We start from the raw sequence: 21,184 nt of genomic DNA on the forward strand, positions 1-21,184 counted from the left end.
ATTTAAGGGTGTGGATAATGAGTTTACTAATTAAAGATTTAACAAAGAAATTTGACGAGCATGTTGCAGTGAATAATTTGAATATCGAGATACCAAAAGGTGAAATATTTGGATTCTTGGGCGGGAATGGAGCAGGTAAAACGACTACATTTCGAATGATACTTGGACTTTTATCGAAATCAAGTGGGACCATTTCATGGAATGGTAAACCTATAAATTATGGTGTTACAGATAAAATTGGGTATTTACCAGAAGAACGTGGTCTTTATGCGAAAATGACTGTCAAAGAACAAGTTAACTTTTTTGCAAAACTAAAGAACATGAAAAGTAAAGATGCAGAAAAAGAACTTCACTATTGGCTGGAGCGTTTTAATATTACTGAGCATCTGAACAAAAAGGTAGGAGAACTTTCTAAAGGGAATCAGCAAAAAATCCAGCTGATAACAGCGATTATACATAAGCCTGAACTCTTAATTTTAGATGAACCATTTAGTGGTTTAGACCCAGTAAATGTTGAAATGTTAAAAGACGCTGTTCTTGATATGCAAAAACAAGGGTCGTCAATTCTTTTTAGTTCACATCGTATGGAACATGTGGAAGAGTTATGCCAACACATTTGTATTATGCACAAAGGTGTACCTGTTGTTCAGGGTGACATTGCCAAAATTAAAAGTGATTTTGGTAAAAAGAACGTTGTAATCGTTGGCGATCATGACTTTGACCATTTGAAAGAAATAAAAGGTGTAGAAAGTATGAAGAAACGTAAAAATGCAGTTACTCTTAAAATTTCATATGAAGAAGTGTCACATGTTTTATTTAAAGAGATAACAAAATTAGGGTATGTTAAAAAGTTTGCAGTAGAAGAGCCTACATTAAATGATATCTTTATTGCGAAAGTAGGTGCACAAAATGAGTAGTTTCTGGACAATTTTTTTACAAAACTATAAATCTAAAGTGAAATCAAAATCATATTTTGCTATTACAATAATAGTTTCTATGTTAATTATAGGATTGATGAATTTTGACAAGATTTATAACTTGTTTGTAGGTAACGAGGACGATCAAGTTGTTGTTGTAACAGAAAAAGAAGAATTATATTCAACCATTCATCAAGTGTTTAAAAATGTCGATAGTAAGATACAAGTTAAACGTAGCACGGATAAACAAAAAGCAGAATCAGGTGTTAAAAATGGTGATTATACATATGCAATCGTTGTAGAGGAATTGAATAATAAACAATTAAAGGCTACGTATATAACTGAGACGGATGTAAATCAGCAAGATGTTAGCAAGGTTCAAACGATTTTATCTCAAATACAATCTTCTAACTTCGCCCAGCAATTGAATCTATCGCAAGATGAATTAAAGGTGTTAACAACGCCAGTAGAAATTCATACCAAAACGGTTTCAGATAAGGTTAAAGATGGAGAACATACTGAGGGTGTAGGGATTTTAATTAATGTCTTTATCATGCTAAATTATCTAATGATATTAATGTATGCTGCACAATTAGCAACAGATGTTGCAACAGAGAAATCTTCTCGTGTTATGGAGTTAGTTGTTTCAAGTATTTCGCCTACCAAACATTTATATGCGAAGCTATTCTCGACATTATTGGCTGGTATTACGCAAATCATAATTTGGGGCTTGGTCGCAACTGTTGGATATAAAACAGCAATTAATGATTCGAAAAATGATATTTTAAATAGTATTGATTTAAATTCTGTTGCTCCAACTCTAGTGTTTTATGGGATTCTATTCTTCACATTAGGATTCTTATTATATGGCTCATTATCTTGTCTATTTGGCTCTATCATTACGCGTATAGAGGAATCTTCTCAAGCTGTTATGCCGCTGATGTTTATGTTACTTGCTGCTTTGTATATTGCAATTTATGGAATGTCAAATCCAAGCAGCATGGTTGTTACCATTACTAGTTATGTACCTTTCTTTACTCCTATAGTTATGCTTGTACGAATTGGATTCCTTAATATCCCAGTATGGGAGATTGCGCTAGCATTAGGGATTCTAATCGCAACAATATGTATAATGATTGGTTTAACGAGTCGTGTTTACCGCGGTGGCGTATTAATATATGGTAAAGGTGCATTTAGTAATATCAAAAAGGCAATCAAGTTAGGGCAAAAATAGGATTCGTCTATTCATTTTTAAACTTAAATTTACAAAGATCTGCATAGTTAAACTGTGTAGATCTTTTTTGTTGAGAAATTTATATAAATAAATATAAAAATTGCCGTATTAGGCTATTTTTCAAAGAGAATTTTAAAAAGCTCTCAAAAGAGAGTAAAGAATCGAGTTCTAGCGAACAACGCAGAGCGATGATTAATATAATTTATGTCTTTCTCCAAAATGGAGAAAAGAAGTAGGGAAAAAATTTAGTTTTAATAATAATCATTTATTTGCTACATAAAGAAAACCCCTTGACTATCAAGGGGTTTTTCATATGATCCCGGAGAGGATTGAACTCACGACCTCCACCCTGTCAAGGTTTGGAAGTTAGGATCTTATGTATATCAATTACTTTTATTACGTTTCTAACGAAAAACCACTTCACATGAATTATTTACTAATTTTATTATAAAAGGGTCACTTAATGTTGTAAAGTGGCTAAACCTTCAAGGAATATCTTTTTTCGTAATTCTATTCGCTATATACATATTCTTTAGTGATAAAGAACCTTTATTATAAAAAACTGTTTGAAAGATTGCTTTTCTACCTGTAATACCCTATGGTTTCAAAGATATTAAAATAGAGGAAGCTTTAAATGGTTTCCTACGGATAATGATAGTTGAATTGATCTCCTATTAGTTAAGGTGTGTCGTATGACATGCCTTTTTCTATTTATATGAAGTTCCCAAAAAAGGAAGGTGAATAACTTGGAATACAAACAGGACTTTGACCATCGTTTTATTAAACCTGTCAGGCAATTGAGAAATCAGACTCAATCAGATTTTGAACAGGTCATGGGCGTTGATAGAAGTACCATCGGAAAACTAGAACGAGGTGAAATAGAGTTCACACCGCTGTATCACAGCAAATTTAAGGACGCTATTAGACGATTACGAGTTTCTAATGTTGAGTTAGCTAGCGTTCGCAGAATCTTAGAAATAAAGTCCAGAAGAGGCTACAAATAATAACTACTATTGGAGGAATGTGAAATGGAAGTAAAAGATTTATTCGTCGAGACTAAACAAGTTATAGCTGAGTATAAGGCAAAGGCTGAGAACTTAGATCAGGAAGAACAGGAACTACAAGCGGAACTGGTGGCAATGCAGGAGGAAATGACAGCGATTCTGTTAGACCAGGAGAATGCTAACTTGTCAGAACGAATCTATTTAAAGGCACAGGCAAAAGGAATCAATTCAAAATTAGAAATCATTCATTCTATGTTAGAAGAGTTGAATGAGAAAAAATCAGCTTTGAAACTTGCTTATGTACCAGTGTTTCAAGAGGTACTGAGAAAAGACCGGTCTAGTTCTTATGAGTATGACGTGACAGACCTAGCTATCCGTCACCGTTATGAATTACTTACTGAGGTTGCTGGTGTAGGTAAACAGTTCCAACAACAATACCATGCTATTGCACCTGAGATTTATGAAGTGTTTGAAGATACAAAAGTTAAAGAAGAGTATCCACGTTTGGAACACTCATTCAATCAAGAACAGTATCAGCCATTCTTTACATGGTTTGAGACATCTGTTGTTTCTAAGAATGAAATGTTTTCCGCTACTCGTGGGAATTTACCAGACCATTTACAAGCACCTAAGGAGGGAAAATAGTTATGAATTTAACTAGTATCGTTAAACAAGATGTAATGGACGAATTACGAAAAGGAAATACCGAGGTTCTAAAAGGATTACCACCAGTATTGGCAATGCAATATGGATTGGCGTTACAAAATGAGGTTGGTAACAACATAGAAAAATCACCTGTCAATGATAGCGAATTAACAAAGGCTATGATTAACCAATTACAAGACAGTGGTGTCAAAGAACGTCTTATCAAAGAGATTGAAGCAAAAGAAAAGGCATACGCTGACAAGGTAGCAATAGCAAAACAAATTACAAGAGAGGTCACTGGTGAATAGCTAGTGATCTTTTTCTATTTAAGGGGACATGGAGAGATGGAAGCAAAGGTTTGTTGAAACTTAATTAAAGAGTTCAATGGGGAGAAGAACTGGTGTGCAGTAAGAGACGCCCACTGTCCTCTATTGGTTAAACATGACCGTTACAAGTTCGATAAAGAAGATGTGAAATGTGACTACTTAAATTCACTAAATGGACTTGATTCTAAGCATGGTGTAGTCAAAGAGGTTTCCGTTTCCTCAAAGCAATGTAATGGCTGTAAACGGATATTCAAAACTAATAATTTGAGACTGAGATACTGTTCTGACGTATGCAGGAAGTCAGCTAGAAGAAAGACAGAGAGAAACAGTAGAATACGCAACACTTTAGCTAAATGAGGGCTTGGTATATCAATGTTTTCAGGCCCAAAACTGGAGGGCGGATATATTCCTATTCAGAACCCAAAAATACGCTTTAAACTGTTGCTTAATTAACTATGAAAAGGGGAACTATTATGAATAAATTAGAATATAAGGCAAGATTAAATAAAACATATAACGGTACTGTAACGCCTGTGACACGCTACACTAACCAACATGCTACAATGCTATTCCACTGTGATAAGTGCGGTGCTGAGTTCTATAACAAGGCTAGGTATATGATAGGGAAAGACTCACAGCGTCATATTTGTACTTTGCCTTATGGAGATAGTTTTGGTACTAGATTAAATACGGTGGGTAATAGTAAGATATCCCCCCAAAAACGGAAGAAGCAAATGAACCCTGACAAAATGGCAAAACGATTATATGAAATGATAATAGAAGATTACAAACCACATGAAATAGCACGAGAATTACAAGTTAACCCAGCTATAATAAAAGATCACTTCAAAGCTGAGGGACTAATTTAATTGTCCCTTTTGCTTTTGTCCATTCCCAGCAATGCCCTCAATGATTTCCTTTGCTGTCTTACGATTCTTATTTACTTCTTTAATTTCAGCTAATCCCTTGTGTACATCGGCAAATCCCTTTGTAAAAGTGTTTTGTAGGTCTTTGTATACACTTTTTACATCATCCAATTTATCCTCTACTGAAGTTGAAGTTTCCTCACCACTTAAATGACCCATTTTACTGTCCACCCTATCTAAACTATCCTCTACTCTATCCACTGTCTTCTCCATTTCACATACTTTTTCATATATCTGTTGAATCAATTTCTTCTCATTTTCTGTCATGGCAGCAAGCCCCCTTAAAATGTTTCTGATTCCATTGCAAAATTTCTTTTTAAGAATCGGTTATTCCATTTTAACAGAATTGTGTACGTACTTCCTTTGCTACTTCACTATCACGTAATAACCTACACGTAGAATTGCACACGACGTGGGAAAAGCCCTGTTTCCCCATATGCAAGCGTAGTTCCATCGGTTAACTTGTAATAATCCCTCTTTCTAGGACATTAAAATTGTGATTTATAAAAATAAATATAATCAACAATTACACTAACCCTTTAAGTTCTTCCATATCCTTATTCACTTTTAATATAAACGCCTTATCGTCAAGGTACTGTAAGTCTAAATAATTAGTTTCAAGATAGGCAATAATAATCTTTAAAGGTAGTTTCATTGCTAGACCTACCTCTAAAATGTATGTCTTATAATCCATATGAAAATAGTTTTCCATGTTTAACCAAGCCTGTACTTTTTCCTTAGGTGTTTGGTTTGGGAAGATAGTCATTAGTTGTTCCCTCCTAGAAAGTCATATTTAAGATATTCAGGTAGCTTATCATAATCAACGTTAGGGGCTATTGCCCATAAAGTAAAAGATAATCGCCTCAGAATCGCCCGTAGGGAATGCTGTTAGCCCCAAAAGGTTTGAAAAATATGGTGTATATTTAGTGGATGCCAGACCAGCCATATATCCCCCCCAGCCCCCCTAGGGTGGGGTATCCCTATATGAAAATATAGTATGCGTCGCAATGCTCCGCATAACGTTACCACTAATTCTCCACATGGTTCGTTCCATTCTTCTCACTGATCTTCTTTCATTCGTTCGTTCTTTCTTTTCTCGCCTGTTGCCCTCACCTCGTGTCTTTTGCCATGTCTGTTACTTTTCTTTTCGTTTACCTTACAGGTATCCTTGCCACTGATAGTAGGGTATATAGTACGTCCAGCTTAGTTCTTAACCTATTATCCTATCAACATAGTACCGTCCAGTATTGGTATTATACAGTCCTTCCTTATCTATGTTCTAGCAATACGTTTTTGATTGACACATATGATTGAATGAAGGGAGTACTATGTCATTGCGGTGCTGTGTAGCCTCAATCAGTAGGGGTTCACTTCTGATTGTAAATATATATGTATAATTTAAGATCTACGTTAAATTATATATTTACTACAAAGGTACACACATTTTTTCATTTCAAATAAAAATATCCAACTCCTTCAATCAAAGGTAATGGAAAATTTATTTAAGTATTTATGCATTACTTTCCCTTACAATCCTTATTTAGTTTACAATTATCGTATCTTTAATTTTCATAACTGTATTAAAAATTTGTCAGGGGGATTAAATATGGACAATAGTATAAAACCTAATAAAGCAGAAGAAATGTTTTTAAATTTAGCCTATAACAGATTTTACGACTTGTATGAGGAAATTATGGAAGATACTTTTTGGAATAAAGATTCATATTACCGATTTACCAAAATAAATTCTATATTTATCGTCTATGCTGAACTCTTAAACTATGAACCTCTCAAACATGTTATAAAAATTATTGAATTAAAAAGACCCCCTATGGAATCTAATATAGCCAAAGATTTATTTAAATTTATACGAAATATCTTGGCACATTTCCCTTTCTTTGATTCATGGAATGAAGTTTATATAAACAAAGAAATTATAAATTGGTACAAAAAAAGTATGACGGTAGATAAATTTCTAACTGCTTATGAAGGGAAAACAGAGGTTAAATATCGATTTTGGAATTCTAAAAAGAAATCTATGACATATTTAAGTATAAAATTCCCTACTTCCTACACCGCTGGAGAAAATATATATCTAAAAGATATTCTAAATGAAAAAGAAGGCGTTCAATTCGCTAGTATTCTTATGAGAAAGGTTTTAGATACTCAAGTCATTGAAATTAGCGACAAAGATCAATAGCATTATAAACATACGAAAAAAATCATTTAATAAAATATAGATGTATAAGGACTTCCAAGCTATCGTATGATTTAGAGGGAAAGTATAACTGCATTAGTAAACGTAATAAAAGCTACTTTATCCCTAAGGTAAAAGTAGCTTTCATGATTATCAATCAAACAATGATAAATTTTCAAAATTGGTATTTGTATTCAATAAAGATTCAATTGGCATCGCTTTATTTTCAAACCTAATATTCCCTATTTCTTTTCCATACAACATAAAATTATCTATATGTGGTGAGGAGAGTTCGTGTTTTCCTATAAATAGAGTCAATTCCGCCCTCAATTCCATCAATAATCTGCCCAATGCATTGGTTCCCACCAATAAATTCATGTCCGAAGGTCTAGCCCCCCAAAAATCATCTTTGTAAGATTCCTCAACAATTTGTTTATCAAGTGTGCTTAACAGTAACGAACCAAACTTATCCCAGTTTTGAATTAGTTTTACTCTTAAACACCAACGCATTATCATTAACTTTACCTCTTCCCAATCTTCTCTTGTGTGGGATCGATATTTTTTACTAATCATTTTAGCAGTCATGGGACTCTTTTGCTGTATTATAGCTTTTTGGTACTCTGGGTGATTAGGATATCTCATTGCTTGATATAAAGCCTCTGAAGATAAAATCCTAATCTCTTGTAATTCAATAGGAAAACCAGCAGCCATATTAGACAAGCCACCGTATTCTTCTTTTGTTTTTCTAAAGAATGCAACTTCATTCCTTTTATAAATCTTTTGATTAGATTTAATAGTATCCCTCCTTTAGTTGGTGATTCTTGGGAATAATGGATACCAATTATCAATTCCGACAGCATTTAAATCCCCCCACCAAAGAACGAGAGGACAATTATTCGCTATATTTCTATATGTAACAAAGTACGAACCAAAACCAAGGGTCTTAGAGAAATCATACCCCATAGGTCTCATATTGGGATTAGGTTTTACTGCATAATTTACAATTTCTACACCCTTCTCAAAGAAAATCTTCTCCACTAACTTTCTATTTTGCGAATTTGTAAAATACTCATCCAAAATAGGTTCGCCACTATTTCTAAGGAGTGGAATTATCTCATTCTGTTTTGCACTTCGAGATTCTGTAACACTTGCTATATATTTATCTGTTTGATTATTATACTCTAACTCCGCTGAAGGCCAATAACTCTCAAATTGCTGTCTCGACCCTCTAAGACTATCAAGAAATTCAATCCTACGCCAAAATTTGATTTCAGCTTTTGGCAAAACCTTTTCAATTTGTTCTTTAATATATTTAAAATTCCTATTATGGAATGCTATAACAATTATATCTATTCTTACAATCGAATTCGGATCATTTATTGTATCCGCCCAATTTTGAATATCGCGAACCACACGATTTCCAGAATAAATAGCATCATCTATGTAAATATATGATGAAACATAATTTTGACCACACTCTTCTAATGAGATTCCATATTTCTTTTGAATGGCATCACCTACAATTTCTAACATCACCTTCTGACTGCCACCTATTTTTTGGGGGTTAATAAATTTATAATTTTTAATATGCATAGGAAAAATATTTTCATTCTCTATAAGAGCCTCGAAAAATTTAATAACCCCTTCTTTAGATACATAAACCTTACTAAGAATACTATGCAACTCTTTTAAAATTAAATCATGCTGTTCCGGTAGAAATTGGTTTAACCATTTCTCCACATGTTCATTAGTAAAATTTGTCCCTTCGTAATCCTCTGCAATTTTAACAATTGCGTCTATCATATTCTCTGTAGTAGTACTCATCACTTCACCCCTAATAACCCCATTTTAGTATGTTATATATTGTAATATAATATATATTCTACTAATTAGAGATTAATTCCTTCTAAAAATAGGGACAAATACAATTGTGTATAAAAACTATTTGAGGCCACTACTTATGGTGTGCATCCACTCGTTTGTATCACATGGCATAGGGGGGACTATATCACTTTTATGTACACAATTTTACACATTATTTAATACTTTGCTGTCCATTTGAATAATGTAAGTACTATCCTATCATTAATCACATACTCACCTTTGATAACTAATTGATTTCTCATTGCTAATTTTAGCAGGGGTTTAATAATTAGAGTAGTTTTCATAGAAGTATCAAAAAATATACACTTTTTGACACTCGTAAAGAATGGCTGTATTATAGGATTTACAAAGTATCAAAAAGTCGTATCAAATAGAAAACGATATAAAGGGGAAAATTACAATGATTTATGGCTATGGACGTGTAAGTACAAATAAACAGGAACTTGATATTCAAATTAAAGCACTGAAAGAAGCAGGTGCTACAAAGATATATAAAGAAAAGATCAGTGGGGCAAAAGCTGACAGGAAAGAACTTAACAATCTATTAGAAGTAATTAAAGCTGGCGACACGCTTGTAGTAACTAAAGCTGACCGTATAGCACGTTCTTTATCACAATTAGAGACAATCGTTACTGAGTTAACAAATAGAGGTGTAGCGGTACATATAATCAATATGGGAATGTTTACAGCTGAGACAATGGAGAACCCTATGACAAAACTATTATTCAATGTATTAGGGGCGTTTGCTGAATTTGAACGTTCTATGATACTTGAAAGAACTCAGGAAGGCATTAAAGAGGCTAAAGAGAAGGGCGTTAAGTTTGGTAGAAAATCTAAGACACATAAAATTGAAGGGGCTTTATTAAATGCCATTCAGCAAGTTGAAGCTGGTACAATATCACAGCCTGAGGGGGCTGAATTTGCAAAGTGTAGTGTTGCTACATTTAAGAGAAGATTAAAAGAATACAGAGAACAACAAGGGGCTAAATAATGGCCTCTTGTTTGTGCAGAAAAAATAATTTTGAGGCGACTGTATAAAGAGGGAGTGGAAGCGAAAAAAGTGAGATTTGCACAGAAAAGCACAACTAATCCATTCTGATGAATGCAGTCGTATTAAGGAATGAACACTGTTTTTTTACATTTCACTGATTGTGCATTCTATAGCTGAATTCACACATAAGATTCATGAAATTACGATATATAGTAAAACCCCTCAGAAATAACCTGAGAGGTTTCACATACTATTAAGATTACGCTAGTCACTATTTAGCTAGTTTCATAAACTCGTCACTGTGGCTATCTTTGTATTTCATAAACAAGCCATAACAATCTTTTCGACTCTTACCGTTTACAATACTTTTAATAGTTGCCTTAGTGACAGGAAACATTGTTTCTAGCTGGTGTGATTGTAATCCTTCTACCTTGTTTAGATACAGTATTTTATATACGTCTCTATCTGTCAATTTTATGTTGTTAAATCCAATACCATTCATAAACGCCTTTCCTTTCCAAATAATTTAGCCTTTTAATTCGCCTTTCTTATTCAATTATCATAATCTTCTTCATCTGGATTCTCATCAATTGGTTCTAGGTCTATAATTAAACGCTTAACAATTCCTTTTTCATCTGTTTCACCAAGTACAGAAAACCAACCTCCATCACTTTCTGTCTCTATTTGTAGTCCTAAAATATCACAGTCCCCTAATCGAATAGTTTCTGTGTCTGTAGCAAACTCCCCTAAATAAATAATGCTATTCTTAACGTTTGTTTTCATTGTTAGTACCTCCAAGTATTTTTTGTGGGCTTGTTATTGCCCTTACAATTAGGTACTTGCAATTTCATTTCATAATAGGACATCAAATTGAAAAATTTTTATAAGAACACAAAAAAGTTATATTCATTACATGAAAAAGCTTGATCTTGAAGTAACCTTACTAATAAATCTTTTTTATGATTCAGATTCTTAATTCTTTCCCATTGCTATTCTCGTGGGAAGATTTAATGATAAAAAATAAAAGGATCGGCTACTATGCCCATCCTCGTCTTTTCTTATATTCTTGGTCAACTTCTTCTATACATTCCTTTGAACAGAACATTGAACCTGTCGGGCTATATTCGTCACAGTAAATCCAAATATAATATCCACCACTCTCAGGTTCTTTAGGAACATATATAACTTTGTCGCAATGTCTACAGCGATAGTGCCAATGCCCCTTGTATTTCTTCTTATATGGATTGTAAGAATATCGTTCTAGTTCCAAGCTATTTCCTCCTATACTTATTAAAGCACTTATATCATGTTATTGATTTTTTATTCTACCTCGGCTACGCCTCGTGTTCGGGCAAAGAATGCCCTCACCACTATTTCTAGAAATAATATTATTCTATATAGCTATTAAAGTATGCCCTGAATAATCACGAAGAGGGGTAGCTTAGGCTATCCCTTGTAGTGTTATTCGGGATTGTCTTTTAATACTTATAACATTTTTATATCTTTCTTATAAGGGAATATTCAAGAAACCCAGTGTTATCAAGGGTTACAACGTTTCTTTACTAAGCAATAAAAGTAGAGAAAGTAATTAAATTTCATTATTGAGGTACTGTTCCAACAACGTTCTCATTCGCTTAGATGGAATAAAAACATCTATTGACTTTCCTGTACGAATACGACTGCGGAAAAGCCATTGAAGTAGTTCTGATAATGCAAATAAATCACCATTAAGCTGTATACCTTGCTTATTAAAAAAGTGTTTTATCAAAGGATTTGTATAAATGTTAGCTAAATAGATACATGTCCTTTTATGTTGGAATTGGTTTGTAGCACGTGCATTTACACTTACAAAGTGTTCTTTCAACCCCATAGGTGCTAGGCTATCTTTAAATTCTTTAAAAGTAGTCCACATGACCTCATTTGTAGGTACATTACATTTATTACGGTAGAAGTTATAAGCGTTATCTCTAATGACTTTCTTTGTATCCTTATTTTTAGTTTTCTTTTTTAAATCAGACACACTAAAATAATTATGTTTATTTCCCATCTTGTTCATATCCTTTTTATCTTTAGGTGAAAGATAATAAATGTTAATCAGTTCCTTCAAATGTGAACGGTCTTCATTTTTAAAAGACACAGATGGTGCTAACTTATAGTTACTACCTTCCTTTACAACTGATTTATAGATATACTCTTGACCAAATAAATCAAAATAAGCACGTTGAATCTGTCCATCGAACATATAGGTCAGAATAAAAACTTCCTCAAAACACTTAAATATTTCCACAGGGAAGATCCAATATACTGCACTCGGTTCATTTGCTTTGTCTTCATACATCATTAAGTTCCCTGAATAAGCTAGGTTCCTCAATTTTTCAAAATATCCTTTTCTATAATCAAGTTGCTTCCAGTGAACAACACCGTTTTGATTTACTCCAATTACCTCGTTTTCTGTTAGCATTTTCAAGTCATCTTTTGAAACATCTACTTGTTCAATAACATCCATAACTTCATCTAGGATTAGCGTGTAATTCTCCATGTCTAACAGATCAATGACTTCATTATCTATATTTCTAAAAAGTGAATGTGTAGAAACAATGTTTTTACCTTCTGAGATGAGACGTTTTATATCTTCTAGCTTTGTTTCTCCTTTACAATCAGCCTGTGGTTGTTGAAAATTACGATTAACAGAAGTAATTATTCGTTCTACCTCATTTTTGAAGGGGGTAATGTAAATAAACTTTTGATATGCTGGTGCGTTTTTCATGAACTGTATTGCCCAACTAGTTTTACCACTACCCATAATTGAGTCGATGATGTTAATTTTTGTTTGTACTGGATGTTTTAATAACATACCTAAACTCCTTTTCTCATATAGTTCTGTAAGATTTGTCTTACACTTAACTACTTGCAGGAAAAGAGTAAAATAGGACAAATAGATTTGATTAGTAGTTACTTTCTTCTACAAATATCCGTATTTAGTGGTAATTAAAATGATTTGAATCTCTTGACTTTAGGTTTTCCTTTTCGCTGAATTAACTAGATTTGTCTAGGAAATATTGGACAGAAGAATGACTACCTTTATAACACTTCAAAAAACAAAGTACTATAAAAGTAGACGTTCTTTAATACTGAATTAAACTGAGTTTGCTGAGGTTTCCATCGTATCACCTTGTTTGAACGCTAGATTTTCATCTGCAACGAACTTTTAACATGTCATGCTTGTCCAACATGCTGAAAAACTTAGGGAAGGAATTGTGCTACTGACATACCCTTAATTACTCGTAACCTAATATGATTTTTCTTATTCGTTGCTACCTGTACCGTAGTACACCAAGCAACCAGCCGAACCGTTAGTGGTCGTTCTCACCTAGACTCTTAACAACGTAAACAAGGAACCGTTATCTGTTAGGACGCTTAATTTTATGACATTGGCTTAGCTAACCTGTTCAAGTGTTTAGTGTGGTGTTAGGTCATTCCCACATTCGAAAATCTCTGTACACTAGCTAAAAAAGACAATAGGAAACTAGACCTCTTGCATTATATTTTTGAAAAATTTATAATGGAGGTGCTGAATGTACGGAATTTCCGTTATTTAGTTTTGAATTTGAATTTTGGTCACCTATTGCCGTAGGTGGCTTTTTTCCTATTTATATATCTATCGTATTTAAAGGATTAAACTTGTCGTTTTGTTCTTTTAAGTCATTTCCCCACATAGCTGCGTATCTTTCTGTTACTACTATGGACGAATGTCTCATTAACCTTTGAACCGCAAATGTACTCATTCCCGATTGGATACAGCGTTGACAGAATGTATGTCTAAATGTATGGCTGGAAAGACGTACATCTTTAAAATTCATAATCTTGGCTAGACGTTTAAAGACGTTTTGTACCGCATTAGGAGTTAATTGTTTATTAGTACGGTTTGAAAAAACGTATTCTGAAAGTCCTTTTTCTACAAAGATCTGTTCGCAAAATGTTTTGTATGTTGCTAACTCCATAATTACCTTATCGGCAACAGGAATAGATTCTCTTTTACGACTTTTTCCAAATACAGATAAAGTTTGATATTTGAAGTCAATATCAGTCCACTTTAGGGAACATAATTCAGATTGTCTCAACCCTGTACCAAGTAAAACAACGATAATGGAATAGTCACGATATGCGTAAAAGGTTTTTTCACGCTGTTTAATCCTTCTATAGTAGTTAAGCATTTGTTTAATGTGATAATCCGTAAATACATCAATACGTACATCTTCTCGTGCTTTCTGTATTTTCTTAGCAGGATTACTCTTAATGACTTCACATTCAATCATATAATTAAGAAAAGCACGAATACGTTGCAACTTAGAGTTTGTAGTGGTTGCGTTGTTTCCTTTCTTTTGATAATGCAAGATATATCGCTTCATAATACTTGTAGTAATATCCTCGACATTGATAACATCATGTTCTAAACAGAAATTTTCAAACTGTTTCAGAATATCCCGATAGCTTTGTAGCGTTTTCGGTGTAACATTCTTAAACTCTCTATCGTCCAAAAAATCAAGGACAGCAAATTTTAACAACAAAAAACCACCCCGCATTTTTTTGCGAAGTGGTTTTCGTTTAGTCGTACCGGTTTGGTAATGACCATAACATTTTTAATTGTTAAGAAACGTACTCAAACCCTTGATATAACTAACTGTATGACCCCGGAGAGGTTCGAACTCACGACCTCCACCCTGTCAAGGTGGCGCTCTCCCTGCTGAGCTACGGGATCCCAACTATAAATATTACCACCAGCAATGTGTTTTCATTTCATTCGTGTAATCGGAGGATTTGTATAATCTGTTGAATATTGTAACATTTGATGTATTCCTATAATAGCAACAAACTTTAATAGTGTAAAGATGTAATTTTCTGAATATTATCATTCCAATTTTTATATAAAAAAATAAGCTCCGAAGAGCTTATTTTAATAATAATATTACCGCAATTATCAATGATATTATCAAAAATAAAATCATAAATAATGGAACTCAGTCATGAGCTATCGCCCTGTAACTGTCATTCCTGCTGTGTAAATTGTATCAATAGAACCGTCAGCGTCTTTTATTTCGACTTTATAACGATATGTTCCATCCTCATAAATATCATCGCCATATCCTGTGAAAGTTGCAATTTCATCATTGCTTCCAGCTGGGACCCATTGATTTTGCCAACGGAAGTTGGTTTCAAATTCTCCCCATCTATCGCCATATTTCTTTTCAAGGCTGACATTGTAATGAATTTCTTCCGCTCGGTCATTTGTAATTCTTGCAATTACGCTGTTACCAAAAGTAACTTGTGTAGAGTGTACCTGAACTGTAACACCGTTCACCGTTTCGCTAGGACCACAAATATAACGACAGAACTCGCTTGCTCCGTCAGCATGTGCCTTCGGTGTATCAATGTTCATAGCTGTTAAACCACCTAAAGCTAAAGCTCCTGTTAATAATACTTTACCAAATGTTTTCACTTGAAATTCCCCCTAAGTATATTCTCAATTCGTTCCATAGATACCACATTAAGTAGTTTTATAACATTAATCTAATCGAACGCTTTTTTCCTCGAGTGTATTCGCTATGAATCTTTCATCTTGTAGTAATCTAACCTCTACATATAATTTCATAGTTTTGATTCCATATATGTATCATGATTTACATAGAGCAAATCTGTTAATACGTTTTGGTTATTTACTTATCACACTGCTTTTTATTACCTTTTATTGGTAAAACGTTGATTTTATTATATACCATTATTATCTATTTACAAGAGAAAATCATACTGTATGCAAAAATGCATAATAAAAAACACTGCTTGTATTCTGAATTACAGAATACAAGCGGTGCTGAGTTTCAATTAATATTTGATTGGAACCTAATGCTAATTTTTTATGTTTAACAGTATACATATATCACTGTTTTTTAGTCATAATTGATAAACCTTGTTCAGAGGACGCTATTCCTGCTGGGCTACGGAATCTTCAAAAGGGAAAGTATAAGCGATTATGCTAGTAATGTATGAAGGGATAATGATAAGAAGAAAATTCAGTGAAAAGTAGTTTTTGAATGTAGCCGTTATATTATTTCCGGTATTTATCTAAAGGATTTTCATCGCTTAAATCAACAATTAAAGGGCATAAAAATAACAGTGGTAAAGCGGCGTTAGCTTGATGAAAAGTATCATTAGACATATATTGTCTTCCAAAACAATACGGACAATCTTTTTCAAATGTTATGAGAAGCGACCATACGTCTTTTACTTTCCACTTCGTTTTACAATACGTACAACGCGCCATTGAGTTCCTCCTCATTTTAAGGTGTTTTCTAATATATTCTACTTTATTGTACGAAAGTCATTTGAATTTGATGTGGCAAATTTCTGCGTTCTCTTTAATAAGTGGACTAGTTAAATCTCTACTATTCCAAACAAGAGCAACGTTTGCTTTTTGTTTTAAAATTCGTTGGCATTCAATTTTGAAAGCCTCTTTATCAAACCAATGAAATGCTTGGGCAACAGTTACTAAATCTACACTATTTTCTTTTAAAGTGGTATTTTCAGCAGTTGCTTTTATGGATTGAAAACGAGAATATAGTTTTGACGATTGCTCAGCCATCTTCCTCATATCATTATTTGGCTCAACTCCAATAACATGTAAACCACTTTCAAGCAGCTGGCGGCTAAATATCCCCGTACCCGTACCTGAACCAATATCAGCTACAATCGGATTTCCTTTCAGTTGGTTAGCTGAAAGTAAGTAATCAATATATTCATTAGGATAACTAGGACGATATTGTGCATATATATCGGCCCTGTCAGTAAAATTTTCTGTTGTTTTCACAGTACTACCTTCTTTCTTACAATATTATGTACAGAAATAGAAATTAAATATGAATTTCGGCATCAGTCTCTAAGTCTACCACTTAAGAGTCCAGCTAAATAGAAAGCCTCAGTTTCTGTATTCAAATATCCTTCATCCGTTTAGTATACTATTTTAGATAATATCTTCCAAAAGGCTATAATGGCTTACTTAAATAAATCCACATAACTGTATGTTTTTATGAATTTATTTAATAATTTATGAGCAGTTATATGTCGTATTACGTTTACGTAGGTAAGAGATTTTCATTTTTGCTATTTAAATTGGCCAATATATCCTTTTTACAATTTACTGAAAATCATGTATAACAGAGATACAAGATTATTTTATAAATATTCAGGAGTAGAGGGAGAAAAGTTATAATGGTAAGAAAAACGTTCAAGATGCGCGTGTCTAGAAATAGAACGATTTCGATTAATGGATCGATTCTTGATGTGGATGTTACACATGATGAATTTTTACAAGAGTTTGTTGAGTGGGTTGATTCTAAAGGTTGGTCGTTTATGGGGATAACGGATGAGATTACGCCCGAGGAAGCTAGTCAAAAGTTAATAGATTCGTTGATTGATGAGAAGGATAAGAAAGAGTAATTCCTTCTTATTTTTATTGTATATTTATGTTCTTTATCGTAAAAATATGATATAGTAAAAAATAGTGAAAATTCTTCCAGTTTAATACAAATTACATATGATTGGTAGATATATTATTTTGTTAAGGGATTAAATGGAAAAGGGAGAGTCATATGGTAAATTTTAAGAAAATTTTGGTTTTTATTACAGTTATTTGTTTGTTTTTGTTGACACCTATGACATTGCGTGCTGAGACGAATATTGGAGTAAATCCAGAACAAGTTGCACCACCACCTGCGGAAGGACCAAATGTTTTTAGTCAGTTTGCAACGACAATTGATGCGAAAACAGGAGATGTTTTGTATGACAAAAACGCATATCACCGCGCATATCCTGCTAGTACGACGAAAGTGTTAACAGCGATTCTACTCATGGAGCATACAAAGCCAGAGGATCAATTTACATTTTCACAATTAGCATTAGATCAAGAGAAGAGTAATTATCAAATTGAGTTTCAACCTGGAGAGACAATTAATAGAAATACTGCGCTTATGATTTTAATGGTGCTGAGTGCGAATGATGTGTCGTATGCGATTGCGGAGCGGATTGGCGGGAGTGTTGAAAATTTCGCCAATATGATGAATGAGAAAGCGAAGCAATTAGGAGCGAGAGATAGTCACTTTGTAACACCGAATGGATTGCATGATCCGAATCATTATACGACGCCATATGATATGGCTATGATTACGAAAGGTGTGCAAAATTATCCTGAAATTTTACAAGCGATGAATACGAAAAGAACGACAGTTACGACGTCTAGGCAGACGGTGTCTATTTTTAATAAATCTAATTTTTTTGAAAATCCATATAGCATTGGCGGTAAGACAGGGTTTACGAATGAAGCGCGTAATACACTTGTTTTATTAAATGAGAAAGATGGAAATTGTATTATAAATGTAGTAATGGCTTCTCAAAGACCTGAAATTTATGAAGATTTGAAGCAGATGGCGGACTATTCTTTTGGTCAATTTGTGAAGCAAACTGTACTAGATAAACATAGTTGGCATCAAAAAACAACATATTTAAATAAAGATATTAATAGTGAACTTGAAAAAAGTGCAGAACTTATGCTTAAGAAAGATGAAGGGAAAAATGTGAAAACTATTTTCCGGGCAGCTTCATTAGATAAAGAATCTTTGTATCATAAAGGAATTCATCGTGGTGAGGTAGTTGGTGCAGTTGATATTACGAAAAATAATCAAACAATTGCGACGGTAAATGTTCTTTCAACAGAAGATGTCACTTTTGCGATGCCTAAAAAAGATACAATTGTATCAGAAGAAAAAGAGTCAAATGTGAAAGTAATAAGTTTTGGGGTAGGCGCACTTGTACTATTTGGAGCCATTTTATATGTAGTGCTACGCCGAAATACAAAAGGAATGAAAACAGAAGAAAAATAACGTATTAGTAAAAAAGGCTGTGGAGATTTTATCACAGTCTTTTTCTATGCTAAAAATACTTTTAACTAATAATTGTAAATTTTCTTATTGCAATAACCTAAAGTTCGTTATATCATTTACTTGTGTTCTTGTTAAAGAACAAAATGAACATTGCATACTTCAAATAATATAAAACAACGGAGAGGGAGAGAGACGATGAAATTAATTTGGAAGGTAATTAGCAACGCGATCTCATTTGTTTTATTTGCATTGATGGTTTTTTTAGCTTTTGTAGTTATTTCTTCAAAAGCGAGCGGTGGTGATCCGACAGTGATGGGATATCAATTTAAGAGCGTTCTTTCAGGATCAATGGAGCCGACGTTTTTAACAGGATCAATCATTGCAATAGAACCAAACAAAGATGGTTCTAAATATCAAAAAGGTGATGTTATTACCTTTAAAGAGAAAGATCAAAAAATTATCACTCACCGTATTATCGGTGTGAAAGATACAAATGGAAAAGTAATGTATGAAACAAAAGGGGATAACAACAACGGACCAGATTTAGAGCCAGTACTTGCAGAAAATGTAGTTGGAAAGTATGCAGATATTACAGTTCCGTACGTTGGTTATTTACTGAATTATGCGAATTCAAAAGCGGGAGCAGCATTACTTCTTATTATTCCAGGAGTCTTTTTACTTGGATATTCCGCGATTTCTATTTTTGGCGCTATTCGTAGCATTGACGGAGAAAAGAAAGATAAAAAAGTAGAACAATCCGTCTAGTTCGTTTGGTTATACTTTCCGTTTAGGAAGTTAACAAATATATATTAAGGGGATATGGACATGACTTTAAAGAAAAAATTAGGAATGGGTATTACATCAGCAGTACTAGGAGCAGCGTTAGTTGGTGGAGGAACATTTGCGTTTTTCAGTGATAAAGAAGTGTCAAACAATACATTTGCGGCTGGGACACTGGATTTAGCATTAAATCCATCAACAGTTGTTAACGTATCGAATTTAAAACCTGGGGATACAATTGAAAAAGAATTTAAACTAGAAAATAAAGGCTCTTTAGATATTAAAAAGGTTCTACTGAAAACAGATTATAATGTAGAAGATGTAAAGAAAGATAATAAAGATGATTTTGGTAAACATATTAAAGTAACATTCTTAAAAAATGTAGATAAGCATGAGACAATTGTGAAACAAACTACTTTAGATAAATTAAAAGGTGACACACTTACAGCTGTAGATAATGATTTATCGGCTTGGTTCTGGGATGAAAAAGGTATTTCAGCAGGTAAATCTGATAAATTCAAAGTGAAATTTGAGTTCGTTGATAATGGAAAAGATCAAAATCAATTCCAAGGCGATAAGTTACAATTAAATTGGACGTTTGATGCACAACAAACAGCAGGTGAAGAAAGATAATAACAAAAAGGGCTATCACATGGATAGCCCTTTTTCTATTTTTCTAGTATTTGTCTATCAATTTTAATAGTTCTTTACTATAATATAGATAATGTTCTGTATAAAGAACGTAATGTTCGATGGGGGAGATTAAGATGCTGAAAAGACCGCGGAATTTTAAAAAGATGCTTATATTGCCGTGTATGTGTTCTATTACGTTTTATTTAGGATCTCAAATTATGACGTATACAGAAGCGGCGTTCATTCATGAAACGAAAGTGGAAGCGACGCTTTCTACAGCAATTATATTTCCGAAAACAGTTAATACGTTAAAAGAGCAATCTGAGAAACATAAACAGTTTATTGAGCGTGAGTATGGAACGATGAAGGGGAAATCGAAAGCAACTTCTATTGAAGAAATAAAACAGGCGATTTCTGTATGGCAACAAGGGCGTGAGAAAATTGTTGCTGAGAAGGAAGCTCTGCAAAATGTATATACTGAAATAGAGGCTCCTTACAATCAAATACAAGAAGAATTAAAGGTAAATAAAGATGAGTCGATGCAGCAAGTGTCCGTATATGTAAATGAAGGCTTTCGCAGTATCAAAGAGAAACATGACTATATTGAGAAAGAAATTAGCTTGAAAGCTATTGATGAGCAAATTCAGGCTCTTCAGCAACAATTAAACGTTGCAATTGAAGCGGAAGGACAAAAGAAAGCAGAAGAACAAAAGAAAG

The 21,184-nt window shown here is 33.5% G+C and carries 24 protein-coding genes, 1 tRNA gene and 1 pseudogene; 13 read left to right on the forward strand and 13 right to left on the reverse strand.

Going from position 1 to position 21,184, the window contains the following annotated elements:
• The first annotated feature begins 17 nt into the window (after positions 1 to 17).
• The 6 genes from MR160_RS12120 to MR160_RS12145 all read left to right on the forward strand — a co-directional run bounded on the left by MR160_RS12120 (position 18) and on the right by MR160_RS12145 (position 4,995).
• Positions 18 to 917, forward strand: a complete 900-nt coding sequence (locus tag MR160_RS12120; protein ID WP_000054722.1) for an ABC transporter ATP-binding protein — start codon at positions 18 to 20, stop codon at positions 915 to 917.
• Positions 910 to 2,151: an ABC transporter permease gene (locus MR160_RS12125; protein ID WP_000094237.1), complete on the forward strand. Its 1,242-nt coding sequence runs from the start codon at positions 910 to 912 to the stop codon at positions 2,149 to 2,151. The genes MR160_RS12120 and MR160_RS12125 overlap by 8 nt, the downstream gene beginning before the upstream one ends.
• Positions 2,152 to 2,888: 737 nt before the next feature.
• Entirely contained in the window at positions 2,889 to 3,155 is a 267-nt protein-coding gene (locus MR160_RS12130; RefSeq protein ID WP_053564973.1) for a helix-turn-helix domain-containing protein, read from the forward strand.
• A gap of 24 nt (positions 3,156 to 3,179) precedes the next feature.
• Entirely contained in the window at positions 3,180 to 3,800 is a 621-nt protein-coding gene (locus MR160_RS12135) for a hypothetical protein (protein WP_242297399.1), read from the forward strand.
• A 2-nt stretch (positions 3,801 to 3,802) separates the two neighbouring features.
• A complete protein-coding gene (locus MR160_RS12140; RefSeq protein ID WP_242297401.1) occupies positions 3,803 to 4,108 on the forward strand; it encodes a hypothetical protein in 306 nt (101 codons plus the stop codon).
• 491 nt (positions 4,109 to 4,599) lie between these two features.
• Positions 4,600 to 4,995, forward strand: coding sequence for an adenylate kinase (locus MR160_RS12145; protein WP_242297403.1), 396 nt, complete (start codon positions 4,600 to 4,602; stop codon positions 4,993 to 4,995).
• On the opposite strand, the gene MR160_RS12150 is transcribed toward MR160_RS12145, so the two are convergent.
• Both MR160_RS12150 and MR160_RS12155 read right to left on the reverse strand, forming a co-directional pair.
• On the reverse strand, positions 4,987 to 5,319 hold the full coding sequence (locus tag MR160_RS12150; RefSeq protein WP_098508520.1) for a chromosome segregation protein SMC: 333 nt from the start codon (positions 5,317 to 5,319) through the stop codon (positions 4,987 to 4,989). The genes MR160_RS12145 and MR160_RS12150 overlap by 9 nt on opposite strands.
• A 259-nt stretch (positions 5,320 to 5,578) precedes the next feature.
• Entirely contained in the window at positions 5,579 to 5,818 is a 240-nt protein-coding gene (locus MR160_RS12155; protein WP_242297405.1) for a hypothetical protein, read from the reverse strand.
• An 840-nt stretch (positions 5,819 to 6,658) separates the two neighbouring features.
• On the opposite strand from MR160_RS12155, the gene MR160_RS12160 reads away from it, so the two are divergent.
• On the forward strand, positions 6,659 to 7,252 hold the full coding sequence (locus MR160_RS12160) for a hypothetical protein (RefSeq protein ID WP_242297407.1): 594 nt from the start codon (positions 6,659 to 6,661) through the stop codon (positions 7,250 to 7,252).
• Positions 7,253 to 7,402: 150 nt separating this feature from the next.
• On the opposite strand, the gene MR160_RS12165 is transcribed toward MR160_RS12160, so the two are convergent.
• Together MR160_RS12165 and MR160_RS12170 are read right to left on the reverse strand one after the other, a co-directional pair.
• Positions 7,403 to 8,044: an NADAR family protein gene (locus MR160_RS12165; protein WP_346670363.1), complete on the reverse strand. Its 642-nt coding sequence runs from the start codon at positions 8,042 to 8,044 to the stop codon at positions 7,403 to 7,405.
• A gap of 12 nt (positions 8,045 to 8,056) precedes the next feature.
• On the reverse strand, positions 8,057 to 9,073 hold the full coding sequence (locus tag MR160_RS12170; RefSeq protein WP_242297411.1) for a phosphoribosyltransferase-like protein: 1,017 nt from the start codon (positions 9,071 to 9,073) through the stop codon (positions 8,057 to 8,059).
• 460 nt (positions 9,074 to 9,533) lie between these two features.
• Between MR160_RS12170 and MR160_RS12175 the strand changes: the two genes are divergently transcribed.
• Positions 9,534 to 10,124: a recombinase family protein gene (locus MR160_RS12175; protein WP_071720116.1), complete on the forward strand. Its 591-nt coding sequence runs from the start codon at positions 9,534 to 9,536 to the stop codon at positions 10,122 to 10,124.
• A gap of 271 nt (positions 10,125 to 10,395) precedes the next feature.
• On the opposite strand, the gene MR160_RS12180 is transcribed toward MR160_RS12175, so the two are convergent.
• The 9 genes and pseudogenes from MR160_RS12180 to MR160_RS12220 all read right to left on the reverse strand — a co-directional run.
• Positions 10,396 to 10,626 carry a hypothetical protein gene (locus MR160_RS12180; protein WP_071720117.1) on the reverse strand — a complete coding sequence of 77 codons (231 nt, stop codon included), beginning with the start codon at positions 10,624 to 10,626 and terminating at the stop codon, positions 10,396 to 10,398.
• 50 nt (positions 10,627 to 10,676) lie between these two features.
• Entirely contained in the window at positions 10,677 to 10,907 is a 231-nt protein-coding gene (locus MR160_RS12185; RefSeq protein WP_001973030.1) for a hypothetical protein, read from the reverse strand.
• A gap of 253 nt (positions 10,908 to 11,160) precedes the next feature.
• Complete coding sequence (locus MR160_RS12190; RefSeq protein ID WP_088324999.1) at positions 11,161 to 11,394, reverse strand: hypothetical protein; 234 nt, start codon at positions 11,392 to 11,394, stop codon at positions 11,161 to 11,163.
• Between the two features lie 318 nt (positions 11,395 to 11,712).
• Positions 11,713 to 12,978 (reverse strand): DEAD/DEAH box helicase family protein, encoded by a 1,266-nt coding sequence (locus tag MR160_RS12195; protein ID WP_071720122.1) that lies wholly within the window; start codon positions 12,976 to 12,978, stop codon positions 11,713 to 11,715.
• A gap of 796 nt (positions 12,979 to 13,774) precedes the next feature.
• Positions 13,775 to 14,692, reverse strand: a complete 918-nt coding sequence (locus MR160_RS12200; protein ID WP_242297414.1) for a tyrosine-type recombinase/integrase — start codon at positions 14,690 to 14,692, stop codon at positions 13,775 to 13,777.
• Positions 14,693 to 14,810: 118 nt separating this feature from the next.
• Positions 14,811 to 14,883, reverse strand: a tRNA-Val gene (locus tag MR160_RS12205).
• Between the two features lie 270 nt (positions 14,884 to 15,153).
• Positions 15,154 to 15,621, reverse strand: a complete 468-nt coding sequence (locus MR160_RS12210) for a hypothetical protein (protein ID WP_000846651.1) — start codon at positions 15,619 to 15,621, stop codon at positions 15,154 to 15,156.
• Between the two features lie 606 nt (positions 15,622 to 16,227).
• The gene (locus MR160_RS12215) at positions 16,228 to 16,443 is read right to left on the reverse strand and encodes a hypothetical protein (protein ID WP_000090226.1); all 216 of its coding nucleotides are present in this window, start codon (positions 16,441 to 16,443) and stop codon (positions 16,228 to 16,230) included.
• Between the two features lie 75 nt (positions 16,444 to 16,518).
• Positions 16,519 to 16,986, reverse strand: a pseudogene (locus MR160_RS12220) (class I SAM-dependent methyltransferase); the annotation flags it as partial.
• Between the two features lie 401 nt (positions 16,987 to 17,387).
• On the opposite strand from MR160_RS12220, the gene MR160_RS12225 reads away from it, so the two are divergent.
• The 5 genes from MR160_RS12225 to MR160_RS12245 form a co-directional block, all read left to right on the forward strand.
• A complete protein-coding gene (locus tag MR160_RS12225) occupies positions 17,388 to 17,615 on the forward strand; it encodes a hypothetical protein (protein WP_000251862.1) in 228 nt (75 codons plus the stop codon).
• A gap of 152 nt (positions 17,616 to 17,767) precedes the next feature.
• Entirely contained in the window at positions 17,768 to 19,054 is a 1,287-nt protein-coding gene (locus MR160_RS12230; protein ID WP_097826435.1) for a D-alanyl-D-alanine carboxypeptidase family protein, read from the forward strand.
• Between the two features lie 195 nt (positions 19,055 to 19,249).
• On the forward strand, positions 19,250 to 19,819 hold the full coding sequence (sipW, locus tag MR160_RS12235) for a signal peptidase I SipW (protein ID WP_000767802.1): 570 nt from the start codon (positions 19,250 to 19,252) through the stop codon (positions 19,817 to 19,819).
• Positions 19,820 to 19,879: 60 nt separating this feature from the next.
• The gene (locus MR160_RS12240; protein ID WP_000172852.1) at positions 19,880 to 20,467 is read left to right on the forward strand and encodes a CalY family protein; all 588 of its coding nucleotides are present in this window, start codon (positions 19,880 to 19,882) and stop codon (positions 20,465 to 20,467) included.
• A gap of 119 nt (positions 20,468 to 20,586) precedes the next feature.
• A partial coding sequence (locus tag MR160_RS12245; RefSeq protein WP_242297415.1) for a DUF4047 domain-containing protein occupies positions 20,587 to 21,184 on the forward strand: 598 nt, incomplete at its 3' end.

It is taken from the genome of Bacillus cereus group sp. BfR-BA-01382 (genome assembly GCF_022663475.1).
GTDB classification, from domain to species: domain Bacteria; phylum Bacillota; class Bacilli; order Bacillales; family Bacillaceae_G; genus Bacillus_A; species Bacillus_A thuringiensis_S.